The organism is Sphaerisporangium krabiense, from assembly GCF_014200435.1.
Classification (GTDB): Bacteria; Actinomycetota; Actinomycetes; order Streptosporangiales; family Streptosporangiaceae; genus Sphaerisporangium; species Sphaerisporangium krabiense.
In genome coordinates, this window is record NZ_JACHBR010000001.1 from 5,686,577 (window position 1) to 5,706,635 (window position 20,059).

The window sequence follows — 20,059 nt, forward strand, 5'->3', positions numbered from 1 at the left end:
CCCCTTCCAGAGCTCACGGCCCGGGCCTCGTCACGTCCCGGTCCCGGCCCGGCCACCCCGGGCCGGCGACGTCCCGGGTGGCCGCAGGGCCGGGGCCCCTGCTCTCAGCGGCGCGAGCCGGTGAGCACCCGGGTCTCCTCCGCCGGCTCCGGCCCGCCCGCCGCGTCCTGGTGACGGCGGCGCGGCCACAGGCGGATGTTCTCCAGGCGGTCGAAGCCGTCCAGCATCGCCGCGCCCGCCCGGCGCACCCGCATCAGCGTCGAGGCCGGCATCAGCGTCGCGCGCAGCCGCCGCCCGCGCGGCACGGCCCGCCGCAGCGCCCGCCGCACGACCCGCAGGTCCGCGGTCAGGGGCGGGATCTCGCCCGGCGTGCGCGCGTACCGCAGCCGTTCCTCGGCCGAGGCGATCCTGGCCACGGCCGCCGCGGCGTCCGCGTCCAGCTCGTGCCGCTCGGCCAGCCTGCGCGCCAGCGCGCGGGGCGTCTCGCTGAGCTCGTACCCGAGGCCGAGGTCGTGCAGGGTGTCGATCAGCTCGCGCCACGTGCCGTGCACCGCGCGCGCGACCCGTCCATCTCCGGAGGAGACCTCGGCCCCGCCCCCGGTGACCATCGGGACGCCGGCCGCCGTGACGCCGGACCCCGCGCGGGCCCGCACGTGCTCACGCCGGTACCGGGTGGCGGCCCGCCAGGCGGCGGGGACGAGCAGGATGAGCAGCAGGACCGCCAGCCCGATCCCGATCATGGCGGGGACCGGCGAGCCGGTCTCCGCGTCCACCGAGCCCTGGGGAAGGTTCGCGTCCGGGTCGCGGACGGCGCGCCGCGGCGCCGAGGAGGTCTCCGGGTCGCCGCTCTCGGGCCCGGCCGTCGGCGCGGTGCTCGTGGAGTCGGGGCCGCCGGTCGTGACGGGCGGGCGCGAGTAGTCCGGGACCCTGGCCGTGGCCTGGCCGAGCCCGCCCGAGGGCGTCGGCTCGAAGCGCAGCCAGCCCGCGCCCTCGAAGTACAGCTCCGGCCAGGCGTGCAGGTCGTGCGTGCGGACCTGCCAGACGCCGTCCGAGAAGGTGCCGCCGGTGTAGCCGATCGCGACCCGGGCGGGCACGCCGAGCACCCGCGCCATGACCGCCATCGCCGCGGCGAACTGCTCGCAGTAGCCGGTCTTGTTCCGCAGGAAGTCCACCAGCGCGTCGCTGCCGTTGCCCTGGGTGCGCAGGCTGTAGGTGAACCCGCCCGTGTTGGTGAACCAGTTCTGCAGCTTGACGGCCGCCTCGTACGGGCTGTCGGTGTCCGCGACCAGGCCGTGCGCGGTGAGCGTGATCTCCGGGGGCATGTCGTCGGGGAGCCGCAGGTACCGGGCGTCGACCTCGGGGTCCGGGCTCGCCGCCAGGTCCGCCAGCAGCTCGGGGGTCGGCCGCGGCTCGCGCTGGCCGACCTCGTACTCCTGGCCGCCCGCGGTGTCGCGCGTGGAGAAGACCATGAGCGTCGACTCGTCGGCGCGCCAGTCGCCGTCCACCTGGACCGTGGTCGCGGGGTAGGGCAGCGGCAGGAAGCTGAGCCCCTCCACCGCGTCGCTCACCTTGAGCCGGGTGGTCACCTGCTTCACCGGCACGTCGGGGGCCAGGCCGGGCGGCGCGGGCAGCGCGCCCTCCGCCACGCTGTTCTCGGGGCGGCCCTTGGGCTGCGACATCGTCCACCGCCGCCCGTCGAAGATGTCCAGCGAGTACATCCGCAGGTAGCGGGCGGTGTTGTCGCTGTTGGTGTAGGTGAGGACGGTCGCGTTGCCGGGCTGGGTGAGCCGGCCGCGCAGGTTCGCGATCGGGTCGGGGATCTCGATCGTGTTGCCGCCCGCGCCGGTGCCCGAGCCGACGCCGAACCCGAACAGGGGGTTGGGCGCCAGGGTGGGCATGAGCGCGGGCACGCCGACGGCCAGCGCGATGGCGGCGATGCCGATGCGCTTGCCCGACAGGGAGATCGGCGTGCTGTCGGGCTTGGCGGTCGCGGCGGCGGCGCGCGTCCTGCGCACGAGGACGGCCCGGCCCCAGGTGCTGAGCCGCTCGCGCCCGTCCGCGGCGAGCAGGCCCACGTACCCGAGCGCGCCGAGGATGAACGCCGGCCACCCGAGGGGCTCGGTCATCACCGCCGCGGGCACGGTGAACAGGGCCAGCAGCGGCAGCCCCGCCGGCGCCGCGCGGCGCAGCCGCACGGCGAGCAGGTCCACCGCCAGCGCGATCAGGCCGACGCCCCCGGCGGTGAGCAGCGTGATGCCCGGGTTGGCCGGCACCGGGGCGGCGTACCGCTGGATGTCGGCGAATCCCTCGCCCAGCAGGCCGGCCAGCGCGACCAGGGACTCGGCGGTCGGGACGACCCGCCCCCAGGAGTGGTCGGCGGCGAACACCATGTTCAGGTAGAGGCCGAGCATCAGCAGGCCGAGCGGGGGGCCGAGCCAGCGCGGCACCGCGGGCCGGGTGGTGAGGACCGACACGGCGCCGACGACCAGGATCGCCCCCATGCCGGTCCAGAACCAGTCGCCCTCGCGGAACAGGGGATAGAGGGTGAGCGACACCGCGGCCGTGGCCAGCGCCGCGGCGATCGGGAGTCTCATGCCGCGTCTCCTGAGGTGATGGTGCCGACCGGCCCGGCGAACCGGCTGTTCTGGGCGGCCTCCTGCCAGACCGCGGCGATCGAGGTGCCCGCGGGCAGGCGCACGACCCGCCACCCCGCGCCGGCGAGCACGGCGCGCGCCAGTTCGTAGGGCTCGTTCTCGGCGGTGTGGTGCGCCGGGGTCTGCTGCCAGCCGCGCACGTCCAGCAGCACGGCCACGCCGGTGACCCCGCCGTGCCGCAGGCGGGCGAGCGCCCTGGCCTCCTCGGGGTCCAGGTCGCCGAGCACGGCCACGATGAGCCCGTCGCCGCCGCCCTGGCGCAGCGCCGCGACGCCGGACTCCAGGGACCGCGCGGTGCTCTGGCGCACGACCGCGAGCGCGTCCAGCAGCCCGTGGCCGCCGGAGGCGTCGGCGAGGTGCTGGGCGCCCTGGTCGGTGACCAGCCGCAGGCCGAGACCGTCATGGGCCAGGTGTGCGCCGATCGAGGCGGCGGCCGACACCGCGACCTCGAAGGACGAGCGCGGTCCCTCGCCGCGGTGGGCGTGCCTGCGGGTGTCCAGCAGCAGGGCGCCCCTGCTCTGCCGCTGCTGCTCCTCGCGGCGCACCATCAGCTCGCCGTAGCGGGCGGTCGAGCGCCAGTGGACGCGCCGCAGGTCGTCGCCCTGGCGGTACTCGCGCGGGCCGACGTCGTCGTCCCCGGCCGCGGCCACGCTGGCCGTGCGGCTGTCGCCGCCGCCGGTCCACTCGCCCGAGAGCCTGACGTGGGGGAGCGGCACGACCTCCGGCACCACCGTGAGGGTGTCGGTGGCCGCGAACCCCCGGGTGAGCTCCACCAGGCCGAACGGGTCGGCGATGCGCACCGACAGCGGCCCGATCGGGAACCTGCCGCGCAGGTCGGAGCGCACCTTGTAGTCGATCTCGCGGACGCCCTGCGACTCGACCCGGTCCAGGACGAACCGGGGACGGGTGCCGACGGCGTAGGGGACGGTGTCCTCGATGAGGAGCAGGCCGGTGGGCAGCCGGGTGACGTTCTCCAGCCGCAGGGTCACGGTGCTGTCGGTGCCGACGGGCACGCGGGCCGGGTAGAGCCTGCGGGCGCAGCTCAGCCGGTAGCGGGTGCGGGCGACCACCATCGCCGACAGGAGCGGGAGCGCGATGACGAGCACGCTGACCCGCAGCAGGTCGTGCTCGCCGAGCGCCACCGCGCACAGCAGCGCGGCCACGCCCGAGGCGAGGAAGGAGCGGCCGCGCGAGGTCAGCGCCCTGAGACCGGCGATCACCGCGGCGCCGCCCCGCCCGCCCCCCTTTCCCGGCTCTCGGGCACGGGGACGCGGCGCAGGAGGTCGGCCATGACGTGTTCGGGCCGCAGGCGCTGGCCCTGGGCCTCCAGGCTCGGGAGAAGACGGTGGGCGAGGACAGGGACGGCCAGGTCCTGCAGGTCGTCGGGGATGACGTAGTCGCGGCCCGACAGCGCGGCGTGCGCCCTGGCCGCCCGCACCAGGTGGAGCGTGGCGCGGGGCGAGGCGCCCAGGCGCAGGTCGCGGGTCTGCCGGGTGGCGGCCACCAGGTCGATGGCGTACCGCTTGATGGGCTGGGAGACGTAGACGGCGCGCACGGCGTCGATCAGCGCGCGCACCTCGGCGGTCGTGGCGACGGGTTGCAGCTTGTCCAGCGGCGAGGAGGCCCCGTGGACGTCCAGCATCTCCAGCTCGGCGGCCGGCTCGGGGTAGCCCATGGCGATCCGCGCCGTGAAGCGGTCGCGCTGGGCCTCGGGGAGGGGGTAGGTGCCCTCCATCTCGATGGGGTTCTGGGTCGCGATGACCATGAAGGGCGTGTCGAGCCGGTAGGTCGTGCCGTCGACGGTGACCTGGTGCTCCTCCATGCACTCCAGCAGGGCCGACTGCGTCTTGGGGGAGGCCCGGTTGATCTCGTCGCCCACGACGATGTTGGCGAAGACGGGCCCCGGCTTGAACTCGAACTCCCGCGACTGCTGGTTGAAGGCGCTGACGCCCGTGATGTCGCTGGGGAGAAGGTCCGGGGTGAACTGGACGCGGCGCACGGGGCAGTCGATGGACCGCGCGAGTGCCTTGGCCAGCATGGTCTTGCCGACGCCGGGGACGTCCTCGATGAGGAGGTGCCCCTCCGCCAGCATCACGGTGAGGGTGAGACGGACGACGTCGCCCTTTCCCTCGATCACCGATTCGATCGCCTCGCGGATCCGGTGCGCCGTCGCGACCAGACCCCCCAATTCCTGTCCGACATCGTGGGTCACTCCCACCGGGCCTCCATGAGGGTGTGGTAGCCCACGCGGGGTGGTATTGCGGGGGCTTTGCCGTTCTTCTTCATTCTGTGTACCGACACTATGATGCGGGGAGTTTCCAGGCGACGTTCCGTGATATTCCGGGAGAACTGGCCCCAAGTGTTCTGGCCGGTGGTCGCGGTGCCGTCCCGCCGGTGTCCGAATCCCGTGACATTCGGCTGCGAGATCCCCCCACTTTCCCCCACCCGCGGCCCTCCCGCCGCACGATCGCCCAGACAGGTGCGGCATGCCCGCCCGGACGGTGTCAAGGGGGCGATTCCGACACGCCCGTGCGCACGCGCGCCCCCTCAGGGCGCCCCACTCTGCTCCACCTGCTCTGACCTGCGGAAATGTCGGCGAATTGGCGCGCTGAAGTTGTTTGGATCAGTTGACGGTGGGGAGAAGTGGAGTATGGTGGTGCGCAGTGGAGGGGCTGGGGCCATGGCGTCAGTCGTTCCATGTGGCACGGGAGGTGGGGCCGGTGTTTCTCGGCACCCATCACCCGCGTCTGGATGAGAAAGGACGACTGTTCCTGCCGGCGAAGTACCGTGAGGAGCTGGCGGAGGGTCTTGTGATCACCAAGGGCCAGGAGCGGTGCCTCTACGTGTTTCCCGTGGAGGAGTTCCAGCGCATCACCGAGGCGCTGCGTACCGCACCCGTGACCGCCAAGGCCGTCCGCGATTACAGTCGCGTCCTTTTCGCCGGCGCCTCCGACGAGACGCCCGACAAACAAGGGCGGATCACCATTCCCCAGGGCCTGCGCGAGTACGCGGGCCTCCGCCGGGACTGCGCCGTCATCGGGGCGAACACCCGGCTGGAGATCTGGGACGCCGCGGCCTGGGACACCTACCTGGCCGCCCAAGAGCAGGCTTTCTCCGATCTCTCGGAGGAGGTGCTGCCAGGGATCCTTTGACAACGGTCGACTCGTCGGTGAAAGACGTCGTTCGGCGAGGTCTCCACCCGCTCCCGAGGAGCCCGGCACGTTCGCGCGGGCACCACGGCGCCGCCGTCAGCTGATGCACCTTCCCCGGTGTCAGGTGACGGCGCGTCGGCAGGGGACGCGGATGGGGACCTGGCCGGGCGAGCCGTCACCAGGGTGGGGTGAGAACCGGCGAGAAGACGCACGACAGGCCGCGCATCCGCGAGCAAGGTCCGTGTCCCGGGGGTCCACCGACACGGTCATGGCGGCAAGAGGGGGTTTCATCATGCATGTCGACGAGCATGCCGGAGTTCACGGCGAGCCGGGCGGTCACGTCCCGGTGATGCTGCGCCGTGTCCTCGAACTGCTGGCACCGGCCCTGGACAGGCCCGGCGCCGTGCTGGTCGACGCCAACCTCGGTCTCGGGGGGCACGCCGAGGCGCTGCTCGCCGCGCACCCCGGCCTCCACCTGGTCGGCATCGACCGCGACCCCGACGCCATCGCGCGCTCCACCGCCCGCCTCGCGCCCTACGCCGGGCGCGCCACCCTGGTGCGGGCCGTCTCCGACGAACTGCCCGGCGTGCTCGCGCGCACCGGGCACCCGAGGGTCGACGGCGTGCTGTTCGACCTCGGCGTCTCCTCTCCCCAGCTCGACGAGGCCGGGCGCGGCTTCGCCTACTCCTACGACGCCCCGCTGGACATGCGCATGGACTCCGAGCAGGAGCTCACGGCGCACATCGTCGTGAACACCTACTCCGAGGGCGAGCTCACCCGCATCCTGCGCGACTACGGAGAGGAGCGCTTCGCCTCCCGCGTCGCGCGCCTCATCGTCAGGCAGCGCGCCGCCGGGCCCATCGCGTCCACCAAGCGGCTCGCGGAGATCGTCCGTGAGGCGATCCCGGCCGCGACCCGCCGCACCGGCGGGAACCCCGCCAAGAGAACGTTCCAAGCACTGCGCATCGAGGTGAACGGAGAGCTGAGCGCCTTCGAGGGCGCCCTCCCCGCCGCGCTCGACGCCCTGACGGTCGGAGGGCGGGTGGTCGTCCTTTCGTACCACTCGCTGGAGGACCGGCTGAGCAAGCAGATCATCGCCGAGCGGACCAGGGACACGAGCCCTCCGGGGCTCCCCGTCCCCCTGCCGGCGCACGCGCCGAGGTTCCGCTCGGTGACCAGAGGGGCGGAGGTCCCGGACGAGGACGAGATCGCGCGCAACCCGCGCGCGGCCTCGGCCCGGCTGCGGGCCGCAGAGAGAATCCGGGAGCCGGAATGAGAAACGACGAGGAGCACACCACCGAGACCGGCGGAGGCACGGCGACCGCCGTCGACGACAGGCCCGTGCGCGCGCGGGGTGTCGCCGCGCCGCCGTCCCGGCCCGCCCGCGCCCCGCGCAGGGCCGTGCCGTCGCGCCCGGCGCGCCGCGGCCCCGCGCCCGCGAGCCCGGCGCCCGCCGCCGCGCGCCGCCCGGCCGCCGCCCGGCCGCGCCACGCCCCGCGCACGCCGTTCGTGCTGCTGGTCGTCGGCCTGCTGTGCGGGGGCCTGGTCACGCTGCTGCTGCTCAACACCGTGCTCGCGCAGGACTCCTTCCGGGTGAGCGACCTGCGCGACAGCACGCGCGAGCTGCACGAGCAGGCCCAGGACCTGAACAAGGAGCTGCTGCGGCGCTCCCAGCCCGGCGCGGTCGCCGACGAGGCGCGCAAGCGCGGCGTCAGGCCGGACAACTCGGCCCCCGAGATCCTGGACGTCCCCGGGGGCAGCGTCGTGGGCGGGCAGTCGCAGGTGGAGGTCCCGGTTCCGTGAGAGAAGGCGGCGGCCGTCCTCCGGGGCCCGGCCGCGGCGGGCGCGGCGGCTCCGGCGGCGCCCGCGGCGGTCCTGGTGGCTCCGGCGGTCCCGGCGGCCCCCGGCGCGGCCGTCCCGGCCGCCCCGAGGGCGAGGGACGCCCCGGCAGGTCCGAGGGCGACGGACGCCCCGGCCCCACCGGACGGCCCCGCCAGGACGGCGACCCGCGCGCCGGGGCCTCCGGCCGATCGCCCAAGGAAGGCGACGGCCGCCAGGGTTCCCCCGGACGTCCCCGCCCCGAGGGCCGGGGCGGGCCGGACGGCGACGGCCGGGCGGGCGCGCAGGGGCGCCACCCGCGTTCCGGGGCGCAGGGCAGGCGCGGCGACGCCGAGACGACGGTCCCCGCGCCGCGCCGCGTGGTCGGCGACGGGCGTGGCCAGCGCCGTCCCCCGGGCGAGCCGCCCCGCCGTCCCGGCGGCGCGGGGCGACCGTCCGGACGCCGGCCGCCGGGCGACCGCCGCGACGGGCAGGGAGACGGACGCGGAGACGGGGACGGCGGCCGGTTCGGCGAGCGCTTCGCCGGCCGGTTCGCCGATCGGTTCCGTGACGGCCCGGGCGACGGGTACTACCTCCGCATCCCGTCCCTTCGCTCGTGGATGTCGCGCCCGGCGGCGCCGCTGCGGCTCGGCAACCCGCGCCGGCGCATCAACATCGGCCTGATGGGCATGGCGGTGGTGCTCTCGCTGTTCGCGGGGCGCCTGGTCCAGCTCCAGGGGCTGGACTCCAAGGTCTTCGAGGCCAAGGCCGCCAAGCTGCGCGTCCACGACGACCCGCTGCCCGCGCGCCGCGGCACGATCAGCGACGTCAACGGCCACCCGCTCGCCATCACCGTCGAGGCCCGCAAGATCTCCATCGACCCCACCAAGGTGCCCCCTCAGCAGCGCGAGCAGGTCGCGGCGGCGCTGGCGCCGCCGCTGGGCGTGCCCAAGGACGATCTCGTGGCCAAGCTCGCGACCCAGCGGACCCACTACGCGCTGCTGGCCCGCGACGTGCCCATCGGCGTGGCCAAGAACGTCCTCGACCTCAAGGTGGGCGGCGCCAAGATCCCCAGCCTGTCCGCGGATCCGACGTACCAGCGGCTCTACCCCGGCGACGACCTCGCCGGCGGGCTGGTCGGGTTCGTCGGCGACGAGGGGGGCGGCCTGACCGGGTTCGAGCAGGCCTACGACAAGCTGCTCAGCGGCAAGGACGGCAAGCAGACCGTCGAGGTCGGCGGCGCGGGCCAGCGCATCCCCATGACCCGCAGCACGCGGGTGGAGCCGGTAGCCGGGCAGGGCCTGCGGCTGACCATCGACCGCGACGTCCAGTGGGCCGCCCAGCAGGCCATCGCCCGGCAGGTCAAGGCCACCGGCGCCCGCAGCGGCAGCGTGATCGTCATGGACGTCCGCACCGGCCAGGTGGTCGCCATGGCCAACGCGCCTGAGGTCGACCTCAACAAGTGGGAGTCGGTGTCGCCCGCCGACTGGGGCAACCGCGCGGTGTCGGAGGTGTTCGAGCCCGGCAGCACCAACAAGGTCATCACGGCCGCCGCCGCCCTGGAGACGGGCGCGGTGCGGCCCGAGACCGTGTTCGAGGTCAAGGACAAGTACCAGTGCGCCGACCGCGTGCTCAGCGACGCGCACCCGCACCCGCCGGAGCGGCTGACCTTCACCGGCATCATGGCCGAGTCCAGCAACGTGGGCACGCTGATGGCCGCCGAGCGGGTCGGCGACGAGACGCTGTACAACATGCTGCGCGGCTTCGGCTTCGGCGCCAAGAGCGGCGCGGGGTTCTACGGCGAGGAGGTCGGGCTGCTGCCCAAGGCCGACACCTGGTCGGGCAGCCAGCGCTGCACGATCGCCTTCGGCCAGGGCGTCTCGGTGACGGCCCTGCAGATGGCCAGCGTGTACCAGACCATCGCCAACGACGGGGTGCGGATCACGCCGCAGATCGTCGCGGGCACGGTCGACCAGCACGACAGGTTCGTGCCGGCCAAGGCCCCGAAGCAGACCCGCGTGGTGAGCCGGCGCAGCGCCAAGGACATCGCGCGGATGCTGGAGGCCGCGGTCAGCGCCGACGGCAGCACCGGGTCGCTGGCCGCCATCAAGGGATACCGAGTGGCGGGTAAAACCGGCACCGCGATGCGATACGACGAGAACTGCCGAGGGTATTGCGGCTATACCGCTACCTTTGTGGGGTTCACTCCCGCAGACGCGCCGCGTCTGGTGGCCCTGGCCGTCCTCCAGGCGCCCAAGAACGGCAGCCACTTCGGCGGGGAAATCGCCGCACCCGTGTTCAAGGAAGTCATGACGTTCGCGTTGAAGAGCCGCAAGATCCCGCCGACCGGCACGACCGCCCCCCCGGTGCGGTTGAGCGCCGACGGCTGACGGGGAAGGTACGCTCTCGCCCGTGCGTCCCCCGTCCATGCGTCCCGCCGCCGGCCAGGTCCGACCGTTGTCCGGCCTCGCGGCCCTGCTCGGCGCGCCCTCCGGCGGCCCCCGAGCGCCCCTCGCCGCCGTCACCGGCGTCACCATCGACTCCCGTCAGGTCAGGCCCGGCGACCTGTACGTCGCGGTGCGCGGCACGAGCGTCCACGGCGCGGCCTTCGCGCGCGCGGCCGCGGAGGCCGGCGCCGCCGCGGTCCTGACCGACCCCGCGGGCGAGCGCGACGCCGTCGCCTCCGGCCTGCCCGTCCTGGTGGTGCCCGACCCGCGCGCGGTGCTCGGCACGGTCGCCGCCTGGGTGTACGAGCGGCCCTCAGAAGGGCTGCTGCTGCTCGGCGTGACCGGCACCAGCGGCAAGTCCACCACCAGCTTCCTGCTGGAGGGCGGCCTGCGGGCCGCCGGGCACCGCGCCGGCCTGGTCGGCGGCGTCGAGATCCGCGTGGGCGACCTGCGCTTCACCCCCACCCTGACCACCCCCGAGGCCAGCGACCTGCAGGGCCTGTTCGCGCTCATGCGCGAGCAGGGGGTCACGGCGGCGGCCATGGAGGTCTCCAGCCACGCCCTGGCCCTCGGCAGGGTGGACGGCACCCGCTACGACGTGGCGCTGTTCACCAACCTCTCCCAGGACCACCTGGACTTCCACCGCGACCTGGACGACTACTTCAGGGCCAAGGCCCGCCTGTTCACCCCCGAGCTGTCGCGGGTGGGCGTGGTCAACATCGACGACCCCCACGGCCGCGAGCTGGTGGGCCTGGCCAAGATCCCGGTCACGACGTTCTCGGCCGCCGGCGCGGCCGAGGCCGACTGGCGGGCCCGCGACGTCCGCCTCGGCGCGGACGGCAGCACCTTCCGCGTGGTCGGCCCCGGCGGCGTCGAGGCCGACGTGTCGGTGGCGCTGCCCGGCCCGTTCAACGTCGCCAACACCCTGGGCGCGCTGGTCGCGCTCGTGGAGGCCGGCGTGCCGCTGCAGACGGCCGTGCACGGCGTGGGCACGGTCACCGGCGTGCCCGGGCGCATGGAGCGCGTCCCGGGCGCTCAGGGCTTCCAGGCGATCGTCGACTACTCCCACAAGCCCGGCGCCGTCGAGTCGGTGCTGCGCGCGCTGCGCGAGGTGACCTCGGGCGAGCTGATCATCGTCCTCGGCTGCGGCGGCGACCGTGACCGGGGCAAGCGCCCGATGATGGGGGAGGCCGCGGCCCGTCTCGCCGACGTGGCCGTCCTCACGAGTGACAACCCCCGCTCGGAGGACCCGGTGCGCATCCTCTTCGAGATGCTCCAGGGCGTCCTGCGGGTGCCCGGGCGCGACCGCGCCCATGTGATCATGGAACCGGACCGCGCCGCCGCGATCGGCCTCGCGATCGGCCGCGCGCGGCCGGGTGATGTCGTCGTGGTCGCGGGCAAGGGCCACGAGCAGGGTCAGTACGTCGCCGGCGAAGTGCTGCCGTTCGACGACAGGCAGGTGGTCGCAGAGGCGATCGGCAGACGTGAGCGAATGTGAGCTGCGGTGTTGTGCGAGGCTGAGGCGCGTGGCGCCCCGGTCGCGCCGGCCGGTCGCCGGCGCCCCGCGTACGCACCAACGAGCTTGTATGGAGAGTAGGGATAACGAATGATCCCGTTGCCGCTGGCAAGGATCGCCGAGATCACCTCGGGTGCCCTCACGGGCATGGCCGATCCCCGCGCCGTGGTCCGGGGGCCGGTGCTCATAGACTCCCGCGCCGCGAGCCCGGGGTCGCTGTTCGCCGCGATCAAGGGCGCCCGGGTGGACGGGCACGACTTCGCGGCCCAGGCCCACCGGGCCGGAGCGGTGGCCGTGCTGGCGGGCAGGCCCGTGGACGCGCCGTCGGTGGTCGTCGCCGACGTCGTGGCCGCGCTCGCCCGGCTCGCCTCGGCGGTGGTGGCCGAACTGCCCCGCGCCACCGTCATCGGCGTCACCGGGTCGGCGGGCAAGACCACCACCAAGGACCTGCTCGGCGGCCTCACCGCGCTGGTCGGTCCCACCGTCGCGCCCGTCGGCTCCTTCAACAACGAGATCGGCCACCCCCTCACGGTGCTGAGGGCCGACGAGGACACCCGCTTCCTGGTGCTGGAGCTGAGCGCGCGCGAGGAGGGCCACATCGCCCATCTCGCCGGCATCGCCCCGCCGAAGATCGGCGTCGTGCTGAACGTCGGCAGCGCCCACCTCGGCGTGTTCGGCGGCAGGGAGCAGATCGCCAAGGCCAAGGGCGAGCTGGTCGAGGCCCTGCCCGGCGACGGCGTCGCGGTGCTCAACGCCGACGACCCCAACGTCGCGGCCATGGCCTCCCGCACGCGGGCGCGGGTCCGGTGGTTCGGCCGCTCGGCCGAGGCCGACATCCGCGCCCAGGACGTCGCGCTGGACGAGCGCGGCCGGGCCGGCTTCACGCTGGTCACCCCCTCGGGCCGCGCGGCCGTGCGGCTGCGCCTGCACGGGGCCCACATCGTCGAGAACGCGCTGGCCGCCGCCGCGGCGGCCTACGAGCTCGGCCTGCCGGTGGCCACCATCGCCGAGGAGCTGTCCCGCGCCGAGCCGCGCAGCCGCTGGCGCATGGAGGTCACCGAGCGCCCCGACGGGGTGATCGTGATCAACGACGCCTACAACGCCAACCCCGAGTCCATGCGCGCCGCCTTCGACGCCCTCGCCACCGTCGGCGAGGGCCGCCGCCGGTTCGCGGTGATCGCCTCGCTGCGCGAGCTCGGCGAGGACTCCGACACCCTCAACGAGGAGGTCGGCCGCACCGCCGCGGAGGCGGGCCTGACCGGGCTGTGGGTGGTGGGGGACAACCCCTGGCCGGTCCTGGCGGGCGCCAAGGGCTCGGGCGCCGTCCACGTCCCCGGGCCGGAGGACGCCGCCGCCGAGCTGGTCGCCGAGCTGCGGCCCGGCGACGTCGTGCTGGTCAAGGGACCACGCGCCGCCGGGCTCGAACGGGTCGCGGAGAGGCTCCTGGCCGGTGCGGGGGGTGGCGCCCGATGAGGGACATCCTCATCGCCGCGGGCGTGGCGCTGCTGCTGTCCATGCTCGGCACCCCGCTGGCGATCCGCCTGTTCAGCCGCAGGGGATACGGCCAGAACATCCGCGAGGAGGGCCCGTCCGGGCACCACGAGAAGCGCGGCACCCCCACCATGGGCGGCACGGTGTTCGTGATCGCCGCGCTGATCGGCTTCGCCTGCGCGCACCTGGCCACCTTCACCCCGCCGACCGCCTCCGCCGTGCTCGTGCTGTTCCTGATGACGGGCCTGGCCACGGTCGGCTTCCTCGACGACTTCATCAAGATCTACAAACAGCGCAGCCTCGGCCTGCGCAGCGGCGCCAAGGCCCTCGGCCAGCTCATCGTCGGCGCGGTGTTCGCCGTCCTGGTCGTGCGGTTCCCCAACGCCTACTCGATCACCCCCGCCGAGACCCGGGTGTCCTTCCTGCGCGACTTCGGGCCCTCGATCGGCATCGTCATCTTCACGATCTGGGTGCTCATCATGATCGTGGGCTTCTCCAACGCCGTGAACCTCACCGACGGCCTCGACGGCCTGGCCAGCGGCGCCACCGGCGTGGTGCTGGCCGCCTACGTGCTGATCGGCAACTGGCAGCTGCGCAACAGCTGCCTGAACCAGCTCGGCCCCAACTGCTACTGGGTGCGCGACCCGCTGGACCTGGCGGTGGTCGCGGCGGCCGTCCTCGGCGCGCTGGTCGGCTTCCTGTGGTGGAACGCCCCGCCCGCCAAGATCTTCATGGGCGACACCGGCTCGCTGGCGCTCGGCGGCGTGCTCGCCGGGCTGGCGATCACCACCCGCACGCAGATCCTGCTGTTCATCCTCGCGGGCCTGTGCTGCATCATCACCGCCTCGGTGATCATCCAGGTCGGGTTCTTCAAGATGACCGGCAAACGGGTGTTCCGCATGGCGCCGCTCCAGCACCACTTCGAGCTGGCCGGCTGGGCCGAGACCACCATCGTGGTGCGCTTCTGGCTGATCGCCGTCCTGTGCGCCGCCGCCGGCCTCGGCCTGTTCTACGTCGAGTGGATGCCGAAGGCCTGAGGCGGCGTGCCGGCGCCTCGCGCGGTGTGAAACGAAAGAGAGCGCAATGTACACAGTGGCCGGGCTCGGCGTGTCGGGGATCGCGGCGGCGCGGAGCCTCGCGCGCGACGGGCACAAGGTGGTGGTCGTCGAGGGCGTGGACGGCGAGCGGCAGCGGGCCGCGGCGGCCGGGCTGGCGGACGCCGGGATCGAGGTCCGCTTCGGCGGCGGCCTGCCCGAGGGCACCACGGTCGTGGTGACCTCGCCCGGCTGGCCGCCGTCCCACCCCCTGCTGGTGGAGGCCGCGGCGAGCGGCGTCGAGGTCATCGGCGAGGTCGAGCTGGCCTGGCGCGGGCGGCCCCCGGGGGCGGCCCCCTGGCTCGCGCTGACCGGCACCAACGGCAAGACCACGGCCGTGCGCATGCTGACCGCGATGCTCCGCGCCGCCGGGCACGACGCCGTCGCCGTGGGCAACGTCGGCACCCCCGTCGTCCAGGCCGTCGCCGAGCCGCACGACGTGCTCGCCGTCGAGCTGTCGAGCTTCCAGCTCCACTGGTCCTCCACCCTGGCCCCGGCCGCCGCCGCCGTGCTCAACGTCGCCGAGGACCATCTGGACTGGCACGGCTCCATGGAGGAGTACGCCCGCGCCAAGGGCCGCGTCTTCGAGCGCGCCGGCGTGGTGGTCTACAACGCCGACGACCCCGTCTCCGCCCGCCTGGCGGCCCCGTACGCGGGCGCGGCCGGCTTCACGCTGGAGGTGCCCGCCCCCGGGCGGCTCGGCGTCGTGGAGGACCTCCTGGTGGACCGGGCCTTCACCGGCGACCCCTCCAAGGCCGAGGAGCTGGCCACGCTGGAGGACGTGCGCCCGTTCGCGCCGCACAACGTCGCCAACGCCCTGGCCGCCGCCGCGCTGGCCCGCGCCTTCGGCGTGCCGCCCGAGGCCGTGCGCGCGGGCCTGCGGGCCCATGTCCCCGACCCGCACCGCATCGCCCACGTCGCGCGCGTCGCCGGGGTGGACTACGTGGACGACTCCAAGGCCACCAACCCCCACGCCGCCGCCGCGTCCCTGGCCGCCTACCCCTCGGTCGTGTGGGTCGCGGGCGGGCTGCTGAAGGGCGCCGAGGTCGACGACCTCGTCCGCCGCGCGGCGGGACGGCTGCGCGGGGCGGTGCTCCTCGGCGCGGACCGGGCGCGAATTCGCCAGGCTCTGGCGCGACACGCGCCGAATGTTCCGGTCGCCGAGGTCGAGGGGCAAGACACTGGGGTGATGGATCGTGTCGTCACCGAAGCCGCCCGGCTGGCCGCCCCCGGAGACACCGTGCTGCTGGCGCCCGCCGGGGCCTCCATGGACATCTTCGCCGACTACGGCGCCCGCGGGGAGGAGTTCGCGCGGGCCGTGCGCCGCCTGGCGGCCCCGTGACCGCCGAGGCCACCGGGGCCGCCGCCCCCGCCGAGGGGACGGTGGCGTCCGGCGCGCGCCGCGGCCACGCGGGCGGCAGGCTGGCGGCGCTCGGCGAGCTGCTGAACCGCCCGCTCACCTCCTACTACCTGGTGCTCGGGTGCAGCCTGCTGCTGCTGGCGCTCGGCCTGATGATGGTGCTGTCGGCGTCCAGCATCGAGGCGCTGCAGAAGACCGGCAACCCGTTCTACTGGTTCATCAAGCAGTCGCTGTCGGTCGGCCTGGGCCTGCCCGCGATGTGGATCTGCTCGCGGCTGCCCCAGCGCTTCTTCCGCCTCGCCGGGTACCCGCTGATGATCCTCTCGATCATCGGGCTCATCATGGTCATCTTCATCGGCGAGACCGAGCTCGGCGCGCAGCGGTGGATCTACATCGGCGGGCTCACCATCCAGCCGTCGGAGCCCGCCAAGCTCGGCCTGATGCTGTGGGGCGCCGACCTGCTCGCGCGCAAGGCCAAGAACGGGCGCATCGAGTGGCGGCAGCTCCTGCTCCCGCTCCTGCCCGGCACCGTGATCCTCGCCGTCCTGGTCCTGCTCGGGAGCGACCTCGGCACCACGCTGGTCCTCATGCTGATCTTCCTGGCGCTGCTGTGGGTGGTCGGCGCGCCGCTCAAGCTGTTCGGCGTCATCCTGTCGGTCGCCGGCCTCGCCACCATCATCATGATCAGCGTCGAGGGCTACCGCTCCGACCGCATCACCGGCTGGCTGGACGTCTGGGGCAACGCCCAGACGTCGGGCTACCAGGCCGCGCAGGGCCAGATCGCGATGGGCTCGGGAGGCTGGTTCGGCCTCGGCCTCGGCAGCAGCCGCCAGAAGTGGAGCTGGGTGCCGCACGCCGAGAGCGACTTCATCTTCTCCATCATCGGCGAGGAGCTCGGCCTGATGGGCACGCTGGTCGTGATCGCCCTGTTCGGCCTGCTCGGGTACGCGGGCCTGCGGGTGGCCTCCCGCGTCAAGGACCCGTTCATCCGCCTGGCCGCCTCCGCGGCGGTCGCCTGGATCGCCGGGCAGGCCATCGTCAACATCGGCGCGGTGATCGGCGCGTTGCCCATCACGGGCATTCCGCTGCCGCTGGTGTCGTACGGTGGTTCGGCACTGTTGCCCACGCTCGCGGCGCTCGGCATGTTGTTGTCGTTCGCCAAACGGGAGCCGGGCGCGGCCGACGCACTGGCCGCTCGCGGCCCCGGCCCCTTGGCGCGGGCTCTAAGCTGGCTTGGTTTGGGTCGTCCATCGGCGAAGGGGCGCCGTCCCGGGCGTCTCCGGGCCGACATCGAGGCACGTGGAGTGAAAGGACCGACATGAGGGTGGTCCTCGCAGGCGGCGGCACGGCCGGCCACATCGAACCCGCTCTGGCGCTCGCCGACGCGCTGCGCAGGTACGACCCCTCCATCGGGGTCACCTGCCTCGGCACCGAGCGCGGGCTGGAGACGAGGCTGGTGCCCGCGCGGGGGTACGAGCTGGCGCTGGTGCCCGCGGTCCCGTTGCCGCGCGCCATCACGCCGCAGCTTCTGACGGTGCCGGGCCGCCTGGCGGGCGCGATCAACACCGCCGCCGGCATCCTGGACCGGTCGCAGGCCGACGTGCTCGTCGGCTTCGGAGGGTACGTCGCCACGCCCGCCTACCTGGGCGCGCGGCGGCGCGGCGTGCCGATCGTGGTGCACGAGGCCAATCCGCGGCCGGGCCTGGCCAACCGGCTCGGCGCCCGGCTCACCGAGCACGTCTTCACCGGCCATCCCGACGCCGTCCTGCCGCGCGCCCAGTACGTCGGCATCCCGCTGCGCCGTGAGATCGCCATGCTGGACCGGCTGTCCATGGGCGACAAGGCGCGGTCCTACTTCGGGCTGGAGAGCGACCGGCCGACGTTGCTGGTGTTCGGCGGCTCCCAGGGCGCCCGCGCGATCAACGAGGCGGCCCTCGCCGCCGCGCCCGCGCTGCGCCAGGCCGGCGTCCAGGTCGTCCACGTGGTGGGCCCGAAGAACGAGCTCATCGCGGAGCCGCCGCCCGGCGACCCGCAGTACGTCGTGCTGCCCTACATCGACCGCATGGACCTCGCGTACGCGGCGGCGGACTTCGTGCTGTGCCGCAGCGGCGCGCTCACCTGCGCCGAGCTGACCGCCGTGGGGCTGCCCGCGGCCTTCGTTCCGCTGCCGCACGGCAACGGCGAGCAGAGTCTCAACGCGGCGCCGATCGTCCAGGCCGGGGGAGGCATCATGGTGGACAACGCCGACCTCACCACCGAGTGGATCCTCCGCAACGTGCTGCCCATCCTGCGCGACCCCGAGCGGGTCGTCGCCATGTCGGCCGCCGCCGCCCGCATGGGGCGCAAGGACGCCGACGAGGTGCTCGCGGGCAAGGTGCTCGGCGTGGTGGCCGCGGGAGGCCGGCGATGAGCCTGGTCAAGCCGGTCGCCCCGGTCGCCGCCGGCGAGCTCGGCCGCGTGCACTTCATCGGCATCGGCGGCGCGGGCATGTCCGGCATCGCGCGCATCCTGCTCAAGCGGGGCGTGAAGGTGTCCGGCAGCGACGCGCGCGGCTCCGCCATGGTCAACGAGCTGCGCGAGCTCGGCGCGCTGGTCCACGTCGGCCACGCCGCGTCCCACATCAAGAACGTCGACACCGTCGTGGTGTCCACCGCCATCCGCGACTCCAACCCCGAGCTCGGCGAGGCCCTGCGCCAGGGGCTGCGCGTGATCCCGAGGGCCGCGGCGCTGGCCGCGGTCATGGTCGGCCGCAGCGGCATCGCGATCGCCGGCACGCACGGCAAGACCACCACCTCCTCGATGCTCACCGTCGCCCTGCAGAAGTGCGGCCGCGACCCGTCCTACTGCGTGGGCGGCCAGCTCGTGACCACCGGTCTCGGCGCCGACGAGGGCGCGGGCGAGGTGTTCGTGGCCGAGGCCGACGAGAGCGACGGCTCGTTCCTCATGCTCGCCCCCGAGATCGCGGTGGTGACCAACGTCGAGGCCGACCACCTGGACAACTACGGCGACCCGCAGGCGGTGTACGACGGGTTCGCCCGCTTCGCCGAGCGCGTCGGCTCCACGCTGGTCCTGTGCGCCGACGATCCCGGGTCCGCGGTCCTGGCCGCCCCCGCGCGGGCCAGGGGCCTGCGGGTCCGCACCTACGGCGAGTCCGAGGGCGCCGACCTGCGCGTGTCGGGCATCGAGCCGGACGGCTTCGGCGTCGCCTTCCACGTCGAGGGCAAGGGCGAGGTCAGGCTCTCGGTCCCCGGCCGGCACAACGCCCTGAACGCCACGGCGGCGCTCGCCGTGGCCGAGGAGCTCGGCGTGCCCTTCGACGAGTTCCGCGACGGCCTCGCCGCGTTCACCGGCGCCAAGCGGCGCTTCGAGGCCAAGGGGGAGGCCGCCGGGGTGGCCGTCTTCGACAGCTACGCCCACCACCCCACCGAGCTGGCCGCCGACCTGCGCGCCGCCCGCGACGTCGTGGCGTCCTTCTCCGGGCCCTCCGGACGGGTCATCGCGGTGTTCCAGCCGCACCTGTACTCGCGCACGCGCTTCTTCGCCGACGAGTTCGGGGCCGCGCTGGCGCTGGCCGACGAGGCGGTCGTCCTGGACGTCTACGGCGCCCGCGAGGACCCCGAGCCGGGCGTGTCCGGGGCGCTGGTGGCCGGGAAGGTGCCGCTCCCGGCCGAGCGGGTCGCCTACGCGCCCGAACGCGGCGCGGTGCCCGCCCTGGTGGCCGGGCGGGCCAGGCCGGGGGACATCGTGCTCACCATGGGCGCGGGCGACGTCACCGAGCTCGGGCCGCTCATCGTCGCGGCGCTCGCCGCGCGGTGAGCCGCCGGGCCTGGCGCGTCGTCCTGGCCGCCCTGCTGACCTGCGGGGTGGTCGGGGCTGCGGCGTGGCTCGTGTTCTTCTCGCCGGTCCTCGGCGTGCGCCACGTCGCCGTGTCGGGCAACGTCATGGTCACCGACGAGGAGGTCAGGCGGGCCGCCGCGGTCCGCGAGCTGACCCCGATGGCCACCGTCGACCTGGAGGCCGTGCGGCGCGCGGTCGCGGGGCTGCGCCGGGTGGAGTCCGCCACCGTGGAGCGGGCCTGGCCGGACACGCTCAAGGTCCGCGTGGCCGAGCGCAGGCCCGTCGCCGTCGTCCCCTGGGGCGGCGCGGCGGCGGTCGTCGACCGGCACGCCGTGGTGATAGAGACCAAGGGCTCGGCGCCGTTCGGCCTGCCCGCGCTCCAGGTGCCCCGCTTCGCCGCGGGCGACCCCGCCACCATGGCGGCGCTCAAGGTCGCCGGCGGGCTTCCCGAGGATCTGACCCGCATGATCAGGACCGTGAGCGCGACATCCGCCGCGGATGTCTCGCTCCGGCTCGGCGACGGCCGTACGATCATGTGGGGAGGGGCAGAGCGCACGCGCGACAAGGCGCGCATCGCGCTCACGCTGCTGGAACGCCCCGCCCAGCGGTACGACGTCAGCTCTCCGGACGTCGTGACGATCAAGTGACCTGTCCCACAGCCCGGCGGGAAGCCGCAGGAGCGAAAGGGAC

15 protein-coding genes are annotated in these 20,059 nt (G+C 74.3%); 12 read left to right on the forward strand and 3 right to left on the reverse strand.

The annotated features are described in order from the left end of the window. Window positions 1–104: 104 nt before the first annotated feature. From BJ981_RS24935 to BJ981_RS24945, 3 genes are read right to left on the reverse strand one after another with little or no spacing between them, the layout of a single operon-like run. Window positions 105–2,594, reverse strand: coding sequence for a transglutaminase TgpA family protein (locus BJ981_RS24935; protein WP_184614278.1), 2,490 nt, complete (start codon window positions 2,592–2,594; stop codon window positions 105–107). Then, complete coding sequence (locus tag BJ981_RS24940) at window positions 2,591–3,874, reverse strand: DUF58 domain-containing protein (protein WP_184614280.1); 1,284 nt, start codon at window positions 3,872–3,874, stop codon at window positions 2,591–2,593. The genes BJ981_RS24935 and BJ981_RS24940 overlap by 4 nt, the downstream gene beginning before the upstream one ends. After that, a complete protein-coding gene (locus BJ981_RS24945) occupies window positions 3,871–4,872 on the reverse strand; it encodes an AAA family ATPase (RefSeq protein ID WP_372437207.1) in 1,002 nt (333 codons plus the stop codon). Before BJ981_RS24945 ends, BJ981_RS24940 begins: the two co-directional genes overlap by 4 nt. 502 nt (window positions 4,873–5,374) lie before the next feature. On the opposite strand from BJ981_RS24945, the gene mraZ reads away from it, so the two are divergent. The 12 genes from mraZ (at window position 5,375) to BJ981_RS25005 (ending at window position 20,016) form a co-directional block, all read left to right on the forward strand. After that, window positions 5,375–5,806: a division/cell wall cluster transcriptional repressor MraZ gene (gene mraZ / locus BJ981_RS24950; RefSeq protein WP_184614282.1), complete on the forward strand. Its 432-nt coding sequence runs from the start codon at window positions 5,375–5,377 to the stop codon at window positions 5,804–5,806. A gap of 292 nt (window positions 5,807–6,098) precedes the next feature. Continuing rightward, window positions 6,099–7,082, forward strand: coding sequence for a 16S rRNA (cytosine(1402)-N(4))-methyltransferase RsmH (gene rsmH / locus BJ981_RS24955; protein ID WP_184614284.1), 984 nt, complete (start codon window positions 6,099–6,101; stop codon window positions 7,080–7,082). Further along, a complete protein-coding gene (gene ftsL, locus BJ981_RS24960) occupies window positions 7,079–7,609 on the forward strand; it encodes a cell division protein FtsL (RefSeq protein ID WP_184614286.1) in 531 nt (176 codons plus the stop codon). The genes rsmH and ftsL overlap by 4 nt, the downstream gene beginning before the upstream one ends. A gap of 635 nt (window positions 7,610–8,244) precedes the next feature. Further along, window positions 8,245–10,014 carry a peptidoglycan D,D-transpeptidase FtsI family protein gene (locus BJ981_RS24965; RefSeq protein ID WP_184616388.1) on the forward strand — a complete coding sequence of 590 codons (1,770 nt, stop codon included), beginning with the start codon at window positions 8,245–8,247 and terminating at the stop codon, window positions 10,012–10,014. 37 nt (window positions 10,015–10,051) lie between these two features. Then, on the forward strand, window positions 10,052–11,569 hold the full coding sequence (locus BJ981_RS24970) for a UDP-N-acetylmuramoyl-L-alanyl-D-glutamate--2,6-diaminopimelate ligase (RefSeq protein WP_184616389.1): 1,518 nt from the start codon (window positions 10,052–10,054) through the stop codon (window positions 11,567–11,569). Window positions 11,570–11,677: 108 nt separating this feature from the next. Continuing rightward, window positions 11,678–13,060, forward strand: a complete 1,383-nt coding sequence (locus BJ981_RS24975; protein WP_184614288.1) for a UDP-N-acetylmuramoyl-tripeptide--D-alanyl-D-alanine ligase — start codon at window positions 11,678–11,680, stop codon at window positions 13,058–13,060. Further along, window positions 13,057–14,115: a phospho-N-acetylmuramoyl-pentapeptide-transferase gene (mraY, locus tag BJ981_RS24980; RefSeq protein WP_184614290.1), complete on the forward strand. Its 1,059-nt coding sequence runs from the start codon at window positions 13,057–13,059 to the stop codon at window positions 14,113–14,115. Before BJ981_RS24975 ends, mraY begins: the two co-directional genes overlap by 4 nt. Window positions 14,116–14,161: 46 nt before the next feature. Further along, window positions 14,162–15,514 carry a UDP-N-acetylmuramoyl-L-alanine--D-glutamate ligase gene (gene murD / locus BJ981_RS24985; protein WP_184614292.1) on the forward strand — a complete coding sequence of 451 codons (1,353 nt, stop codon included), beginning with the start codon at window positions 14,162–14,164 and terminating at the stop codon, window positions 15,512–15,514. Then, window positions 15,511–16,854, forward strand: a complete 1,344-nt coding sequence (gene ftsW / locus BJ981_RS24990) for a putative lipid II flippase FtsW (RefSeq protein ID WP_372437212.1) — start codon at window positions 15,511–15,513, stop codon at window positions 16,852–16,854. The genes murD and ftsW overlap by 4 nt, the downstream gene beginning before the upstream one ends. Further along, the gene (murG, locus tag BJ981_RS24995; RefSeq protein ID WP_184614294.1) at window positions 16,851–17,942 is read left to right on the forward strand and encodes an undecaprenyldiphospho-muramoylpentapeptide beta-N-acetylglucosaminyltransferase; all 1,092 of its coding nucleotides are present in this window, start codon (window positions 16,851–16,853) and stop codon (window positions 17,940–17,942) included. Before ftsW ends, murG begins: the two co-directional genes overlap by 4 nt. Further along, complete coding sequence (murC, locus tag BJ981_RS25000) at window positions 17,939–19,348, forward strand: UDP-N-acetylmuramate--L-alanine ligase (RefSeq protein ID WP_184614296.1); 1,410 nt, start codon at window positions 17,939–17,941, stop codon at window positions 19,346–19,348. The genes murG and murC overlap by 4 nt, the downstream gene beginning before the upstream one ends. Beyond that, on the forward strand, window positions 19,345–20,016 hold the full coding sequence (locus BJ981_RS25005; protein WP_239139762.1) for a cell division protein FtsQ/DivIB: 672 nt from the start codon (window positions 19,345–19,347) through the stop codon (window positions 20,014–20,016). Before murC ends, BJ981_RS25005 begins: the two co-directional genes overlap by 4 nt. Window positions 20,017–20,059 lie beyond the last annotated feature (43 nt).